Origin of the sequence: Pantoea sp. ICBG 985 (assembly GCF_002928365.1) — a bacterium.
GTDB classification, from domain to species: domain Bacteria; phylum Pseudomonadota; class Gammaproteobacteria; order Enterobacterales; family Enterobacteriaceae; genus Pantoea; species Pantoea dispersa.
In genome coordinates, this window is record NZ_POWM01000001.1 from 298,414 (window position 1) to 314,163 (window position 15,750).

Annotated in this window: 15 protein-coding genes; 8 read left to right on the forward strand and 7 right to left on the reverse strand. The window is 55.8% G+C overall.

Annotation, left to right across the window (positions count from 1 at the left end; all coding sequences use genetic code 11):
- Window positions 1–2: 2 nt before the first annotated feature.
- A complete protein-coding gene (gene nagA / locus C1Y42_RS01535; protein ID WP_058758042.1) occupies window positions 3–1,151 on the reverse strand; it encodes an N-acetylglucosamine-6-phosphate deacetylase in 1,149 nt (382 codons plus the stop codon).
- 58 nt (window positions 1,152–1,209) lie between these two features.
- Window positions 1,210–2,010, reverse strand: a complete 801-nt coding sequence (gene nagB / locus C1Y42_RS01540; RefSeq protein WP_031279884.1) for a glucosamine-6-phosphate deaminase — start codon at window positions 2,008–2,010, stop codon at window positions 1,210–1,212.
- A 343-nt stretch (window positions 2,011–2,353) separates the two neighbouring features.
- Here nagB and nagE point away from each other — a divergent pair, with 343 nt between their 5' ends.
- The 3 genes from nagE (at window position 2,354) to C1Y42_RS01555 (ending at window position 6,838) form a co-directional block, all read left to right on the forward strand.
- Window positions 2,354–4,387 carry an N-acetylglucosamine-specific PTS transporter subunit IIBC gene (gene nagE / locus C1Y42_RS01545; RefSeq protein WP_104093011.1) on the forward strand — a complete coding sequence of 678 codons (2,034 nt, stop codon included), beginning with the start codon at window positions 2,354–2,356 and terminating at the stop codon, window positions 4,385–4,387.
- A gap of 151 nt (window positions 4,388–4,538) precedes the next feature.
- Window positions 4,539–6,206 carry a glutamine--tRNA ligase gene (glnS, locus tag C1Y42_RS01550; RefSeq protein WP_058757889.1) on the forward strand — a complete coding sequence of 556 codons (1,668 nt, stop codon included), beginning with the start codon at window positions 4,539–4,541 and terminating at the stop codon, window positions 6,204–6,206.
- Between the two features lie 236 nt (window positions 6,207–6,442).
- On the forward strand, window positions 6,443–6,838 hold the full coding sequence (locus C1Y42_RS01555; protein ID WP_021508559.1) for a hypothetical protein: 396 nt from the start codon (window positions 6,443–6,445) through the stop codon (window positions 6,836–6,838).
- A 61-nt stretch (window positions 6,839–6,899) separates the two neighbouring features.
- Here the strand turns inward: C1Y42_RS01555 and fur are convergent, their stop codons facing one another.
- The 4 genes from fur to ybfF form a co-directional block, all read right to left on the reverse strand.
- Window positions 6,900–7,349, reverse strand: coding sequence for a ferric iron uptake transcriptional regulator (fur, locus tag C1Y42_RS01560; protein WP_021508558.1), 450 nt, complete (start codon window positions 7,347–7,349; stop codon window positions 6,900–6,902).
- Window positions 7,350–7,701: 352 nt separating this feature from the next.
- Window positions 7,702–8,232: a flavodoxin FldA gene (gene fldA, locus C1Y42_RS01565; RefSeq protein ID WP_021508557.1), complete on the reverse strand. Its 531-nt coding sequence runs from the start codon at window positions 8,230–8,232 to the stop codon at window positions 7,702–7,704.
- Between the two features lie 137 nt (window positions 8,233–8,369).
- A complete protein-coding gene (gene ybfE, locus C1Y42_RS01570) occupies window positions 8,370–8,645 on the reverse strand; it encodes a LexA regulated protein (protein ID WP_010616122.1) in 276 nt (91 codons plus the stop codon).
- 169 nt (window positions 8,646–8,814) lie between these two features.
- A complete protein-coding gene (gene ybfF, locus C1Y42_RS01575) occupies window positions 8,815–9,579 on the reverse strand; it encodes an esterase (RefSeq protein WP_104092695.1) in 765 nt (254 codons plus the stop codon).
- 248 nt (window positions 9,580–9,827) lie between these two features.
- On the opposite strand from ybfF, the gene seqA reads away from it, so the two are divergent.
- Window positions 9,828–10,367 carry a replication initiation negative regulator SeqA gene (gene seqA / locus C1Y42_RS01580; protein WP_010616121.1) on the forward strand — a complete coding sequence of 180 codons (540 nt, stop codon included), beginning with the start codon at window positions 9,828–9,830 and terminating at the stop codon, window positions 10,365–10,367.
- Between the two features lie 25 nt (window positions 10,368–10,392).
- Window positions 10,393–12,033, forward strand: coding sequence for a phosphoglucomutase (alpha-D-glucose-1,6-bisphosphate-dependent) (gene pgm / locus C1Y42_RS01585; protein WP_021508555.1), 1,641 nt, complete (start codon window positions 10,393–10,395; stop codon window positions 12,031–12,033).
- A gap of 42 nt (window positions 12,034–12,075) precedes the next feature.
- On the opposite strand, the gene kdpE is transcribed toward pgm, so the two are convergent.
- Window positions 12,076–12,750 (reverse strand): two-component system response regulator KdpE, encoded by a 675-nt coding sequence (gene kdpE, locus C1Y42_RS01590; RefSeq protein WP_021508554.1) that lies wholly within the window; start codon window positions 12,748–12,750, stop codon window positions 12,076–12,078.
- 246 nt (window positions 12,751–12,996) lie between these two features.
- On the opposite strand from kdpE, the gene C1Y42_RS01595 reads away from it, so the two are divergent.
- The 3 genes from C1Y42_RS01595 (at window position 12,997) to phrB (ending at window position 15,745) form a co-directional block, all read left to right on the forward strand.
- The gene (locus C1Y42_RS01595; protein WP_031279882.1) at window positions 12,997–13,197 is read left to right on the forward strand and encodes a YbfA family protein; all 201 of its coding nucleotides are present in this window, start codon (window positions 12,997–12,999) and stop codon (window positions 13,195–13,197) included.
- Between the two features lie 151 nt (window positions 13,198–13,348).
- Window positions 13,349–14,305 carry a 2-thiouracil desulfurase family protein gene (locus C1Y42_RS01600; protein ID WP_058775282.1) on the forward strand — a complete coding sequence of 319 codons (957 nt, stop codon included), beginning with the start codon at window positions 13,349–13,351 and terminating at the stop codon, window positions 14,303–14,305.
- Window positions 14,306–14,317: 12 nt separating this feature from the next.
- Window positions 14,318–15,745, forward strand: a complete 1,428-nt coding sequence (gene phrB / locus C1Y42_RS01605; protein ID WP_104092696.1) for a deoxyribodipyrimidine photo-lyase — start codon at window positions 14,318–14,320, stop codon at window positions 15,743–15,745.
- The last annotated feature ends 5 nt before the right edge of the window (window positions 15,746–15,750 follow it).

The following is a 15,750-nucleotide window of genomic DNA, read 5'->3' on the forward strand; positions in this document are numbered from 1 at the left end:
ACTTACTCGCTGAGGACGTTGTCTCCGTTGACGAACGTCTTAGTGATTTGATAATCGCGGGTAAAGACAGTGAGGTTGGCGACTTTTCCTGCTTCCACCGTACCAAACTGCTTTTCCACACCCATTGCCCTTGCCGGATACAGGGTCGCCATGCGCAGCGCTTCGTCCAGCGCGATACCACAATGTTCCACGCTATTCTGCACCGCTTCAATCATCGTCAGCGCAGATCCGCTCAGGGTACCGTTCTCATCTACGCACAGGCCGTCGCGATAGTATATTGTTTTACCTGCAAAAATGAATTGATCAATCGACGCACCGGCTGGCGCGGTGGCATCGGTCACCAGCACCAGTTTGTCGCCTTTGATTCGTTTTGCATTGCGCACGTTAGCGTAATTGACATGTAAACCGTCTGCAATAATGCCGCAGTATACATCAGGCGAATCAAACAGCGCACCGATAAGACCTGGCTCACGACCGCTAAAGGCGCTCATGGCGTTATACAGGTGGGTGGCAAAGGTGACGCCCGCGCTGATGCCCGCTTTGGCTTCGGCATAGGTGGCATTGGAGTGACCAGACGACACAATAATCCCGGCGTCACGCAGCTGGCGAATCACGGCGCTGCCCGCATTTTCCGGTGCCAGCGTAACTTTGGTGATGACGTCAGCGTTGGCGCACAGGAAATCCACCAGCTCCGCATCCGGCAGACGAATCAGCTGCGGATTGTGGGTGCCTTTCTTCTCTTTATTCAGCCACGGACCTTCCAGATGCAGGCCCAGCGCCTGATTCTGATGCTTCGCCAGGTAAGCGCGCATGGTTTCAATCGCGCGCTTCATCAGTTCATCACTGCTGGTAATCAGCGTTGGTAAATAGCTGGTGCAGCCGGATTTTTCATTGGCACGCTGCATGATCTCCAGCGTTTCCACGCTCAGGGCATTGATGTCATCGTTGAACTGCACGCCGCCGCAGCCGTTGAGCTGCAGGTCGATAAATCCGGGAGCGATGAACGCACCAGCCACATCTTGTTGTGGAATCGCGGCGTCCAGCGCATCGCGCGGGCAGACACGCTCAATCAGGCCATTGGCAATCACCACGGCGTGATTGTCCAGAACTTCATGGCCGGTAAAAATCCGGCCGTTAACTAATGCGTACATCATCTCTTCTCCCGGCTGAACCTGCTGCGCTTAACAGCAGGCTTTCTACAACGTGTTGTTACACACCCTTCATATTTTCCGCTTCCATTTCGCGGAAATATTTCACGGTTTTCACTTTCAGTTCCATGGTGGCTGGCTCATCACACACCACCACCGCTTTCGGGTGCAGCTGCAGGCAGCTGATGGTCCACATGTGGTTGACGTTACCTTCTACCGCCGCCTGCAGCGCCTGGGCTTTGACGTGGCCGGTCACCAGAATCATCACTTCTTCCGCATCCAGCAGCGTGCCGACGCCCACGGTCAGGGCATATTTAGGCACCTGATCAACATCGCCGTCGAAGAAACGCGAGTTCGCCACACGGGTGTCGTGCGTCAGGGTTTTAATGCGGGTGCGGGAAGAGAGCGAAGAAGCCGGCTCGTTGAACGCAATGTGGCCATCGTTGCCGACGCCGCCCATAAACAGGTGGATTTTACCCAGTGCGCGGATCTTCTCTTCGTATTGGCGACATTCTGCGTCAATATCTTCGGCATTGCCATTCAGAAGATTGATATTTTCTGGTTGAATATCAACGTGATCGAAAAAGTTACGGTACATAAAGCTGTGATAGCTTTCCGGATGCTCTTTCGGCAGACCGACATACTCATCCATATTGAAGGTGATCACGTGTTTGAAACTAACCTGGCCCGCTTTATGCATCTCGATCAGGTGCTTGTAGGCTTCCAGCGGCGTACCGCCGGTTGGCAGTCCCAGCACAAAGGGACGGTCTGCGCTGGGTTTAAAGGCATTGATGCGATTAACGATATGGCGTGCAGCCCATTTACCCACCTGGGTCGGTGTGGCCAAAGGGATCAGTCTCATGTCTTCACCTCAGTTAAGATTGGAAAGTTAGGGTCGCGTTTACTGCTGCAGCTGGCTGCTTATAGGGTAACCCGTTTGCGCGCTCGCGGCGTTGGAAAAGTGCGACCTGATATTTTTCATCATAAAATAAGTTTGTGGTGGTGGCTAGCATTTCGCAGTGAAAAACGTCCATTTTGGTGATTAAAGTCACAGTTACACTGGTTTTAATTTGCGAGGCGAATTAATTTATCTTTACACTGCGCCTCGTGGTGAAGTGTGTCATCAAGGTACCGGGTGCCGGGATAATAAAATCAACCCGCATCACGGCAAAACGCCAGTCTCATAGGGGGAGAATAAGGTGAGTATTTTAGGATATCTGCAAAAGGTCGGCCGCGCGCTTATGGTGCCGGTAGCGACCCTGCCGGCAGCGGCAATCCTGATGGGGGTAGGTTACTGGATCGATCCGGACAGCTGGGGCGCAGGCAATGCGCTGGCAGCACTGCTGATCAAATCGGGTTCTGCCATCATCGACAACATGTCCGTGCTGTTCGCCATCGGTGTGGCTTACGGCATGTCAAAAGATAAAGACGGTGCAGCGGCATTAACCGGCTTTGTAGGTTTCCTCGTGGTTACTACCCTGTGTTCACCCGCCGCGGTGGCCATGATTCAGAAAATGCCGGTGGAGCAGGTTCCTGCCGCTTTCGGTAAAATCAATAACCAGTTTGTCGGCATTCTGGTGGGCATTCTCTCGGCGGAAGTGTACAACCGCTTCAGCCACGTTGAGCTGCCCAAGGCGCTGTCGTTCTTCAGCGGTCGCCGTCTGGTGCCGATCCTGGTCTCCTTCCTGATGATTGTGGTCGCCTTTATCCTGATGTATGTCTGGCCGATCATTTTCGGCGGTCTGGTGAGCTTTGGTGAGCACATCCAGAAACTGGGCTCGGTCGGCGCGGGCGTGTACGCCTTCTTTAACCGTCTGCTGATTCCGGTTGGCCTGCACCACGCGCTGAACTCGGTGTTCTGGTTCGACGTGGCGGGCATCAACGATATTCCTAAATTCCTGGGCGGCGCGCAGTCTATTGCCAATGGTACCGGCATCCCGGGTATCACCGGTCGCTATCAGGCGGGCTTCTTCCCGATCATGATGTTCGGTCTGCCGGGTGCGGCGCTGGCAATCTATCACTGCTCACGCCCGGAAAACCGCGCGAAAGTCGGTGGTATCATGCTGGCAGCGGCTTTTGCAGCCTTCTTCACCGGCATCACCGAGCCACTGGAATTCTCCTTCATGTTTGTGGCACCGGTGCTGTATGTCATCCACGCCGTGCTGACCGGTATTTCGGTCTTCATCGCTGCCAGCATGCACTGGATTGCCGGTTTCGGTTTCAGTGCCGGTCTGGTGGACATGGTGTTGTCGACGCGTAACCCGCTGGCGGTGCACTGGTGGATGCTGATCCCGCAGGGTCTGGTGTTCTTCGTTATCTACTACGTGGTGTTCCGCTTCACCATTCAGAAATTCAACCTGCTGACGCCGGGTCGCGAGCTGGCTGCCGGTGATGAGACAGACGGCTACGACGTCAACGTTGATCACAGCAGCAACGGTGAGAGCGAAACCGAATCACTGGCGCGTCGCTATATCGGTGCGATAGGCGGTTCTGACAACCTGACCAATATCGACGCCTGCATCACCCGTCTGCGTCTGAATGTGAAAGACTCGGCGCAGGTGAATGAGAGTGTGGCTAAACGCCTCGGTGCTTCTGGCGTGATCCGCCTTAACAAGCAGAGCGTGCAGATCATTGTTGGTACGCAGGCCGAAAGCATTGCGACCGCCATGAAAACCGTACTGAGCAAAGGTCCGGTAGCCGGCGCAGCGGCACCTGCTACGGCAACAACCGCTGCGCCTGCTGCTGCTCAGCCCCAGGCCGTGCGCAACAGCGAGAAAAAGGTGATTGCAACGCTGCTGGCACCGGTCAGTGGCGAAGTGGTAGCGCTGGAAAACGTGCCGGATGAAGCCTTCGCCAGCAAAGCGGTAGGCGATGGTCTGGCGATCAAACCGAGCGATAAAACTGTCGTCGCGCCGGTGGCGGGTAACGTGGTTAAAATCTTCAACACCAACCATGCATTCTGCCTTGAAGCCGAAAATGGCGTCGAGATTGTCGTGCACATGGGTCTCGATACCGTCGCGCTGGAAGGTAAAGGGTTTACCCGTCTGGTGGAAGAGGGCGCAACCGTCACAGCGGGCCAGCCGATCCTCGAAATGGATCTGGACTTCCTCAACGCCAATGCGCGTTCGATGATCAGCCCGGTGGTGGTCAGCAACAGCGATGATTTTGCTGGTCTGAATCTGCTGGCAGGCGGTACCGTGGTAGCAGGCGTTACGCCGCTGTACGAAGTCAAAAATTAACACGTTTTGATCGTCACTGAAGGCAGGAAGCAATTCCTGCCTTTTTTGTTTTAAAACGACCAACAAACGGTTGTTTCCCTTCAGCGCTTTGTGGATCATACTCCGTTACTTCGTGGTACAAATCACCCGCTATTGTTTTGAGGATTTTGAGATGAGTGAGGCTGAAGCCCGCCCAACGAACTTTATTCGTCAGATCATCGACGAAGATTTGGCGAGCGGTAAGCACAACAGTGTGCATACCCGTTTCCCGCCTGAGCCCAATGGTTACCTGCATATTGGCCATGCAAAATCGATCTGCCTGAACTTTGGTATCGCACAAGATTATCAGGGGCAGTGCAACCTGCGTTTCGACGACACCAATCCGGTCAAAGAGGATATGGAGTTCGTTGAATCGATCAAGAATGATGTGCAATGGCTGGGCTTTGAGTGGAGCGGCAACATTCGTTACTCCTCTGACTACTTTGACCAACTGTTCAACTACGCGGTTGAGCTGATCAACAAAGGCCTGGCCTACGTTGATGAGCTGTCGCCAGAGCAGATCCGTGAATACCGCGGCACGCTAACCGCGCCGGGCAAAAACAGCCCGTATCGCGATCGCAGCGTGGAAGAGAACCTGGCGCTGTTCCAGAAGATGCGTGATGGCGGCTTCGAAGAGGGCAAAGCCTGCCTGCGTGCCAAAATCGACATGGCATCCAGCTTTATTGTGATGCGCGATCCGGTGCTGTACCGCATTAAATTTGCCGAACACCACCAGACTGGCAACAAGTGGTGCATCTATCCGATGTACGACTTTACCCACTGCATCTCCGATGCGCTGGAAGGCATCACCCATTCCCTGTGTACGCTGGAGTTCCAGGATAACCGTCGTCTCTACGACTGGGTGCTGGATAACATCACCATTCCGGTGCATCCGCGTCAGTATGAGTTCTCGCGCCTGAATCTGGAATATGCGGTGATGTCGAAGCGTAAGCTGACGCAGCTGGTGAGCGAGAAGATTGTTGAAGGCTGGGACGATCCGCGCATGCTGACCGTATCCGGTCTGCGCCGTCGTGGCTATAGCGCGGCGTCAATCCGCGAATTCTGCCGCCGTATCGGTGTGACCAAGCAGGACAACATTGTTGAGATGGCGTCGCTGGAGTCGTGCATTCGTGACGACCTCAACGAGAACGCGCCGCGCGCCATGGCGGTGCTGGATCCGCTGAAAGTGGTGATCGAGAACCTGCCGGCCGGGCATGAAGAAATCATCAGCATGCCAAACCACCCGAACAAACCGGAGATGGGCACGCGTGAGGTACCGTTCAGCCGTGAGGTGTGGATCGATCGTGCCGACTTCCGTGAAGAGGCCAACAAGCAGTACAAACGTCTGGTGCTGGGTAAAGAAGTTCGTCTGCGCAACGCTTATGTCATTCGTGCCGAGCGCGTGGCGAAAGATGAAGCCGGCAACATCACCTGCATCTACGCAACCTGCGATGTCGACACCCTGAGCAAAGATCCGGCCGATGGCCGCAAGGTGAAAGGCGTTATCCATTGGGTGTCGGCGATTCACGCGCTGCCTGCCGAATTCCGCCTGTACGATCGTCTGTTCAGCGTGCCAAACCCGGGCGCGGCCGAGGATTTCCTCACCACCATCAACCCGAACTCGCTGGAGATCAAACAGGGCTTCGTTGAGCCGGGTCTGCGTGCCGCCAGCGCGCTGGCACCGTATCAGTTTGAGCGCGAAGGTTACTTCTGCGCTGATAGCGTGTACTCGCAGCCGTCGAAACTGGTGTTCAACCGCACCGTGGGTCTGCGTGATACCTGGGCAAAAATCGGCGAATAATTTTACTGCTTGATAGCACGATATGATCAGCAAAGGGCGAGCAATCGCCCTTTTTTATTGCCCGTTATCTGCAAACGGGAATCGATTATGCTGAACCAGACAAAAAACAGTAATTACGCGCGATTACGACTAATCTGACTTTAATAAAATTAACTAATTTACCCGTGTGAAATCGTTATTTTCAGGTAGGCTATGCGCTCTTAAATGTTGCTGTGCGGGTTAGCGAAGGAAGAAAAATGACAAGTCTCGCTCTGGAAGCCAAACATAGCGTGGTGGTTTTACATCAGCTTATCGAACGTATTTTTAATCAGGCCGAAGGCAGCGATGACAGTATGGATCTGCTGCTGTCGCACTTTCATCCCGACTTCAAAATGGTGACGCCGCAAGGCAAACAGCTCGATCTCAATGACACTGAAACCCTGTTTCGCAAACTGCACGGGCAGCGGGAAGGGATGCGAATCGCCACCAGTGAGCATGCCATCATTTCCCAGCAGCAGCAGGAAGTGACCATTCAGTATCACGAACTGCAAATGCTTAACGGCAACAACCAGACCCGCATTTCGCTGGCGGTGCTGGACTGCAGCACGCCGGTTCCGCGCTGGCGCTATTTGCAGGAAACGCTGGTCGCCTGAACGCAGCCATAAAAAAACCGGTGCCTGGCACCGGTTTTTTTATACTGCATAGCATATTCAATTACTGATCGTGGAGCGTCTCGTCTTCGCGGCAGTCTCCCAGCGCACAGTGGCCGTACAGATACAGGCTGTGGTTGCTGAGTTTGATACCGTGGCGTGTTGCAATCTCACGCTGACGCGTTTCGATAGATTCATCGCTAAACTCGATCACTTTGCCGCAGTCGAGGCAAATCAGGTGATCATGATGATGCTGCTGGGTCAGTTCGAACACGGATTTCCCGCCTTCGAAGTTATGACGCGTCACGATGCCGGCGTCGTCAAACTGGTTCAGAACACGGTATACCGTCGCCAGACCAATCTCTTCGCCCATGTCGATCAGGCGTTTGTACAAATCTTCCGCACTGACATGATGGGACTCGGGTCCGGGTCCCTGAAGCACTTCCAGAATCTTCAGTCTGGGCAGCGTGACTTTCAGGCCAGCCTTTTTCAATGCGGAGTTGTTGTCAGTCATGCGGATATTGTCCTGTTACTTTGCTAGTCACTTACGGCGCAAAGGCCTTGAATGTGTGGTCAACGCGCATTCTCATTTGCGTCTCATTATAGAGCTCAGCCTGCGAAATGAAAACCGGCTGCGGCGGACAATTCCCCGGATGCTGTAAGGAGAAATGTCGTGAACCTCAGCGGGATCGTGCAGATCGATGTTCCTTTTCGCGCAGTCTCAGTCTGATGCCCGAGGAATAAGCAGATGACCGTTGCGGGTATTCTACAGAATTGAGGGAAAAAGTTAAAAAACCGTAGCTATTATTTTTATAGGTAATTCCATTGCCCGATGTGAGCCAGCGCCCACATCGGACAGGAAAGCATCAGGCTTCGATGATCGCCTGCAGCTGCAGCTCGTCAAAGATCTGCTTAACCCATTTGTCGACGCGCTCGTTAGTCAGTTCAGGCTGACGATCTTCATCGATGGCGAGGCCGAGGAAGTGTTTGTCGTCTGCCAGACCTTTAGAGGCTTCGAAGTGGTAACCTTCGGTTGGCCAGTGGCCCACAATCACTGCGCCGTTTGGCTCAATGATGTCGCGAATGGTGCCCATCGCGTCACAGAAGTACTCGGCATAATCTTCCTGATCGCCGCAGCCAAACAGCGCTACCAGCTTACCGTTGAAATCAATCTCTTCCAGCGTCGGGAAGAAGTCATCCCAGTCGCACTGGGCTTCACCGTAGTACCAGGTCGGAATACCCAGCAGCAGAATATCGAATGCTTCGAGATCTTCTTTGGTGCTCTTAGCAATGTCATGCACTTCGGCGACATCTTTACCCAGTTGTTTCTGGATCATTTTTGCAATGTTTTCAGTGTTGCCGGTATCGCTGCCGAAGAAAATGCCTACGATTGCCATGGAGTGAGTAACCTCTTAAATCCTGATTGTGAAAGTAAGTCAGAAGACGACACAGTTATGCGAATGATAGCAGACCGGCGAAAAGCGCGGAATGTGTAAAGCGCTGAGTTTGTGTTCCAGCGTGCGGTCTGCGCACGTTACGCCAGTTTGAGCTGCGCCAGCAGCATTTGTTCAATCAGTTCACTGCGGCTGATGTTCTGCTGCTCGGCCAGCGTATTAAGCGCGTCGACCGCTTCGCTGGACATTTTCAGCTCAACGCGGCGCAGGCCGCGCACCCGGTCGCGCTTCAGCTGGTTGCGCTTATTAATGCGCAGCTGCTCATCACGCGACAGCGGACTGGTTTTAGGGCGACCGGGACGCCGCTCGTCTGCGAAGAGATCGAGCGTGGTACGATCTGTCTGTTCTTTTGCCATGGTTTGTGAAACTGCGTGGGCGCGAACGGCGGAAAGGCGCTGCGCGATTTAAACATTTATCGGCCCGACCGCGGCGAAAAAAGCATCCGCGGCAAATTTTTAGCGCGACATCATACTCCAGCGCCCGGCGCGACGCCAACCCTAAACCGCCCGTAGCAAGCTTTTGCTTTTACAGGTTAAAAAAGCGGCGCACCGCGCGCAGTACGGCATCGGGTTTTTCGGCATGCACCCAGTGGCCGGCACCGCTGATAATGTGCGCCTGCGCCTGCGGGAACTGGCGCAGCAGCGCATCACGGTGCTGATTGTCCAGATAGGGTGAATCACCGCCGCGAATAAACAGCGCCGGATGAGGCCACGCGGGCACCTCCTGCCAGCCGGAGAGCACCGGATAAGTGTCCCATAACACTGGTACGTTAAAGCGCCATTCGCCTTCGTGGAAGGATTTCAGAATGAACTGAATCACGCCTTCTTCGCGCACGTATTCACGCATCACGTCGGCTGCAGCGCTGCGGCGCGTGACGCCAGCTGCACTGACCGCGCGGATTGCCGCGAAGATCTCATCGTGGCGTCGCGTCTGGTAATCCACCGGCGCGATATCGATCAGCACCATTTTGCCAATTCGTTCGGGCGCAACGGCGCTCAGCGCCATGGCAATTTTGCCGCCCATTGAGTGGCCGATAACATCGACCCGTTCGATGTGGTGCGCATCCAGCGTGTCAACCATATCCTGCGCCAGCGCAGCGTAGTGCATCTCTTCACTGCGCGGTGACAGGCCGTGGTTACGGACATCCACCTGCAGCGTGGGCCGTGCATCGCGCACGCCGCGCGCCAGTACGCCGAGGTTATCCAGGCTACCAAACAGGCCATGAATTAACAGAATGGGCTGGGCATCAAGGGCAGATTGTTCAGTTTGCAGACGGGCGTTCAAAATCATGGCTAAAGTTCTTTCGGTTGAGACCTGGGCTTAGGGTATCATGGATTCACCTGTCCCGGCGCCAGGCGGTCAGGCATTAGGGCATATTCCGACTTTTGCCCGTAAACGATGCCAGCGCTACCGGCTGTCGCGGATTTAACTTTATAATCCTTATGTTAGAGCCCGCTCACATTTTGCACGACCGGATTTTGTTAAGGCCTTTGCAAAGTAGCGTGGTTCTGCCATTTGCCAGAATCGCACGGAAAAAGATGAAAACGATTGAAGTTGACGAAGAACTCTACCGTTATATTGCCAGCCACACGCAGCACATTGGTGAAAGCGCCTCGGACATTTTGCGCCGTATGCTGAAATTCACTGCCGGTCAGAGCGCATCCGCTGCGCCAGCGGCGAATGCGGCGGTAAAAGAAGCACCGGCTGCACGCAGCGAAGCGCGACCCCAGGATCGCGTGCGCGCCGTACGCGAGCTGCTGCTGTCTGACGAGTATGCGGAGCAGAAGAAGGCGGTTAATCGCTTCATGCTGATCCTGTCAACGCTTTATCGTCTTGATCCGGCAGCCTTTGCTGATGCCACTGCCTCGCTGCAGGGCCGCACCCGCGTCTACTTTGCGGGCGACGAGCACACGCTGCTGCAAAATGGCACCCATACTAAGCCGAAGCACGTCCCCGGCACGCCGTACTGGGTGATCACCAATACCAATACAGGTCGTAAATGCAGCATGGTGGAACACATCATGCTTGCCATGCAGTTCCCGCAGGAACTGGCAGAGAAAGTTTGCGGCACCATTTAAACCGAAGCGTCAGGGAGAAGCGCCAATGGCCAATCACCCCCGTGCCGGGCAACCTGCCCAGCAGAGCGATTTGATTAACGTTGCACAATTAACCTCGCAGTACTACGTCCTGAAGCCGGATGCGGCGAACCCGGACCATGCGGTGAAATTTGGCACCTCCGGCCACCGCGGCAGCGCGGGACGTCATAGCTTCAACGAAGTACACATTCTGGCGATTGCGCAGGCGATCGCTGAAGAGCGTAAAAAGAACGGCATCACCGGCCCGTGCTACGTAGGTAAAGACACCCATGCGCTGTCTGAGCCGGCGATCCTGTCAGTGCTGGAAGTGCTGGCCGCCAACGGCGTTGATGTGATTGTGCAGCAGGACAACGGCTATACGCCGACGCCGGCGATCTCCAACGCCATTCTGGAGCACAACAAGCGCGGCGGCGCGCAGGCGGACGGTATCGTGATTACCCCGTCGCATAACCCGCCAGAAGACGGTGGTATCAAGTACAATCCGCCGAACGGTGGACCGGCTGACACCAACGTCACCAAAGTGGTGGAAGATCGCGCGAATCAGTTGATCAAAGGTGAGCTGAAAGAGGTTAAGCGTCTGGCGCTGGATCAGGCGTGGGCCAGTGGCCACATCGTTGAGCAGGATCTGATCCAGCCATACGTTGAAGGTCTGGCGCAGGTGATTGACTTCCCGGCGATCCAGAAAGCCGGCCTGAAAATCGGTGTCGATCCGCTCGGCGGTTCCGGCATGGCCTACTGGCAGCGCATTGCTGAGCACTACCAGCTGGATCTGACCATCGTCAATGATGCCATCGACCAGACGTTCCGCTTCATGCATCTGGATAAAGATGGCGTGGTGCGCATGGACTGTTCGTCCGAGTGCGCGATGGCCGGTCTGCTGGCGTATAAAGATAAGTTCGATCTGGCCTTCGGTAACGATCCGGATTACGACCGTCACGGCATCGTCACGCCCGCCGGTCTGATGAACCCGAACCACTATCTGGCGGTAGCGATCAACTACCTGTTCCAGCACCGTCCGCAGTGGGGCAAAGAGGTGGCCGTTGGTAAAACGCTGGTTTCCAGCGCGATGATTGACCGCGTGGTGAACGACATTGGTCGCAAGCTGGTGGAAGTCCCGGTCGGCTTCAAATGGTTCGTGGATGGTCTGTTCGACGGCAGCTTTGGCTTTGGCGGCGAAGAGAGCGCCGGCGCCTCGTTCCTGCGTTTCGACGGCTCCGCCTGGTCAACAGACAAAGACGGCATCATCCTGTGTCTGCTGGCGGCGGAAATCACTGCGGTTACCGGTAAGAACCCGCAGCAGCACTATGATGAGCTGGCCGCGCGTTTTGGTGCGCCAAGCTACAACCGTCTGCAGGCACCTGCCACTTCTGCGCAGAAAGCGGCACTGTCGAAGCTGTCACCTGAAATGGTCAGCGCCGATACGCTGGCGGGCGACCCGATCACCGCACGTCTGACCGCGGCACCGGGCAACGGCGCCTCGATTGGTGGTCTGAAAGTGATGACTGAAAACGGCTGGTTCGCGGCACGTCCGTCCGGCACGGAAGACGCCTACAAAATCTATTGTGAAAGCTTCCTCGGCGCTGAGCATCGCCAGCAGATCGAGAAAGAAGCGGTAGAAATTGTCAGTGAAGTGCTGAAAAACGCCTGACAGGGCATCCTGCGTGAAGAAGGCCGCGTTTGCGGCCTTTTTTTATGGCATGAAGCGATAGCCGATGCCGGTTTCTGTCAGCAGGTGCGTCGGCTGGGTGGGGTTGGCTTCCAGCTTTTGCCGCAGATGTCCCATATAGATGCGCAGATAATGGCTGTGTTCCACGGCGTTGGGCCCCCACACCTGGTTAAGCAACTGGCGCTGGGTCAGCACTTTGCCGGCGTTATTCAGCAGCAGGCTGAGCAGGCGAAATTCGGTCGGTGTCAGATGTACCTCTTCACCGCTGCGCAGCACGCGTCGCGCGGCAAGATCGACGCTCACTTCGCCAAACTGCACCAGCGGTTCCGGCTGGCTGCGCTGATGGCGACGCAGCGCCACGCGCACGCGCGCCAGCAGTTCGCCGATGCCAAACGGCTTAGTGAGATAGTCGTCAGCGCCGGCATCCAGCGCCTCTATTTTATCTTGCTCGTCACTGCGTGCTGACAGCACAATTACCGGCATGCTGCTCCACTGCCGCACTTCGCGGATGAAGGCATTGCCATCGCCGTCCGGTAAACCGAGATCGAGAATCACCAAATCCGGTTTGCGCGTAGCCGCTTCAATCAGGCCGCGCTGCAACTGCTCCGCTTCCACAATCTTCAGGCCTTCGCTCTCCAGCGCCAGGCGCACGAAACGGCGAATCTCCTTTTCATCTTCGACAATCAAGATGGTCGTCACGCTGACTCCTGCGGCAAATAAGGTTAACGCGTTACTTTAACAATAAACCGCGACGGCGTCCGTCACGATCTCAGTAACTCGCCGTGATCCGAAATTTTACAAAAATGTAACTTCCTTTCATCCCGGCCAGGAAATGGCTGAAAAAAGATCAAAATAGTGGTCGGATGAGTAGTAAAATTACACAACCAGGCGTAATATCTGAGGCAGATCACATTTCAAAGCAAAATTTACCACGAGGAGGCATTGATGTATCAGGCATATCCACTCGCCAAAATTGTGCTGCGCCGTGTGCTGGTGGTATTGATTGGCGTACTGGCGCTGCCAGTGATGCTGTTCCGCCAGGATCGCGCGCGCTTCTACAGTTATCTGCACCGCATGTGGTGCAAAACCAGCACCAAACCGGTCTGGCTGGCGCAATCGGAAGCGGCAGGCGGTATTTACTGGTAACGCCCGGCTTCGCGGTGATAACCCGGTGACCTCGCTCGAGGCACCGGGTTTTTTTATCTTAAAGTGGTGCGACAAACGCATTGTCCCGCTGTTATCTCGCGGCATTTCAGCTACACTTAAACCTCTACAAGATTTTGGAGGTTGTACAAGTATGAGCGAGAAAATTCCTGTAGGTATCAGTGCCTGCCTGCTCGGGGATAGCGTCCGATTCGATGGCGGCCACAAGCGTTTTGCCTTTGCAACTGACGAGCTCGCGCCATTTGTGCGCTTCGAACCTGTCTGCCCGGAAATGGCCATCGGTCTGCCGACGCCGCGCCCGGCGCTGCGGCTGGTCAAACAGAGCGACGATCAGATCCACCTGTGTTTCAGTAAAGACGGCGGGGAAGAGCTGACCGACGAAATGGCCCGCTGGTCTGCGGAGCGCGTTAAATCGCTGCACCATCTGTGCGGCTACATCCTGTGTGCCAAATCGCCGAGCTGCGGACTGGAGCGCGTGCGCGTCTACGAGCCTGACACTAACAACAATCGCAAAGCCGGCACCGGCGTGTTCACCTCATTCCTGCAAAAAGAGCTGCCGTGGCTGCCGCTGGAAGAGGATGGACGCCTGCACGATGATGCGATTCGCGAAAACTTCATGGGGCGCGTCTATGCGCTGCATGAGTTCAACGAAATGTGGCGCAGCGGGCTGACGCGTCACAAGCTGATCGCCTTCCACAGTCGCTACAAATTACTGCTGCTGTCGCATGCGCAGGATGAGTACCGCGAGATGGGACGGTTTGTCGCGGCAATGGAACAGTGGGAGTCACTGGATGCGTACGCCTTCGAATACCGTAACCGTCTGATGCACCTGATGTCGCACCAGGCGTCGCGTCGTAATCACACCAATGTGCTGATGCATGTACAGGGCTATTTCCGGCCGAAGCTGAGTTCACCGCAGCGTCAGGAGCTGGCGCAGCTGATCGACCGCTACCGTCGCGGTGTGCAGCCGTTGCTGGCCCCCATCACCATGCTGAAACATTATATGGCGGAGTTCCCGCACCCGTGGCTGGCGCAGCAGCGTTATTTCGATCCCTACCCGGAAGCGCTGCGTCTGCGCTACGGCCAGTAAACGCGGAGCGTTATGAGCACTCACTTAGTCTGGCTGCGTAACGATTTGCGCATGAATGATAACAGCGCACTGGCCGCGGCCTGCCGCGACAGTCAGGCCGAGGTACTGGCGCTGTTCATCGCCACGCCCGGCCAGTGGCAGCAACACAGCATGGCCCCCAAACAGGCGGCTTTTATCCATCAAAACCTGTCCCTGCTGCAGCAGTCGCTGGCAGAACGCGGTATCAAGCTGCACTATCATCAGTGCGATGACTTCGCCGCGTCGGTCGACTATCTGGCGACCTTCTGCCAGCAGCACAAGGTGGATGCGCTGTTTTACAACTATCAGTATGAAATCAATGAGCGCCAGCGCGATGCTGCGGTTGAGAAGCAGCTCGATCAGCAGGGCGTGGTGTGCCAGGGATTCGATGACAGCCTGCTGTTACCGCCGGGCAGCGTACAGACCGGCAGCAACAGCATGTTCAAAGTGTTCACGCCGTTCAGCAAAGCGTTTATCCGGCGTCTGCAACAGGGGCTGCCAGAGTGCCATCACGCACCGAAAGCGCGCGCCGGGGCACCCGTGGCCGCCGGCAAAAAAATAGCGGCATTCGATTATCCTGTGGAAGAATTCGACGAAACCTGGTTTCCTGCCGGAGAAGAGGCGGCGCTGAAGCAGCTGCGCCAGTTTGCCCAGCAGCGGGTGGAAAAATATGACCAGCAGCGCGACATACCGGCGATTGACGGCACCAGCCGCCTGTCGCCATATCTGGCGATTGGTGTGCTGTCGCCGCGTCAGTGCCTGCATCGCATTCTGAAGGAGCATCCGCAGGCGCTGAACAACGGCAGCGCGCTGGTGTGGCTCAATGAACTGGTCTGGCGCGAATTTTATCGTCACCTGATGGTGGCCTTTCCGGCGCTGTGTAAGCATCAGCCGTTTGTCGACTGGACGCGCAACGTCAGCTGGCAACAGAATGAGCAACACCTTACCGCCTGGCAGCAGGGCAAAACCGGTTATCCGATTGTTGACGCAGCGATGCGCCAGCTCAATACGCTGGGCTGGATGCACAACCGGTTACGCATGATCACCGCCAGCTTTCTGGTGAAAGATCTGCTGATTGACTGGCGCGAGGGTGAACGCTATTTCATGCAGCAGCTGATTGACGGCGATCTGGCGGCCAATAACGGTGGCTGGCAGTGGGCCGCGTCGACCGGCACCGACGCCGCACCTTACTTCCGCATCTTCAACCCGACGACCCAGGGCGAGCGCTTTGATAAGCAGGGCGAGTTTATCCGCCGGTGGCTGCCGGAACTGCAAGACGTGCCGGACAGCGCCATCCATCAGCCACACGTCTGGGCGGAGAAAAACAACAAGAAACTCGATTATCCGGCGCCAATCGTGGAACATAAGGCGGCACGTAAAAAGACATTAGACGCCTTCGAGCGCGCGCGCAGCGCAGCCTGAGGCGG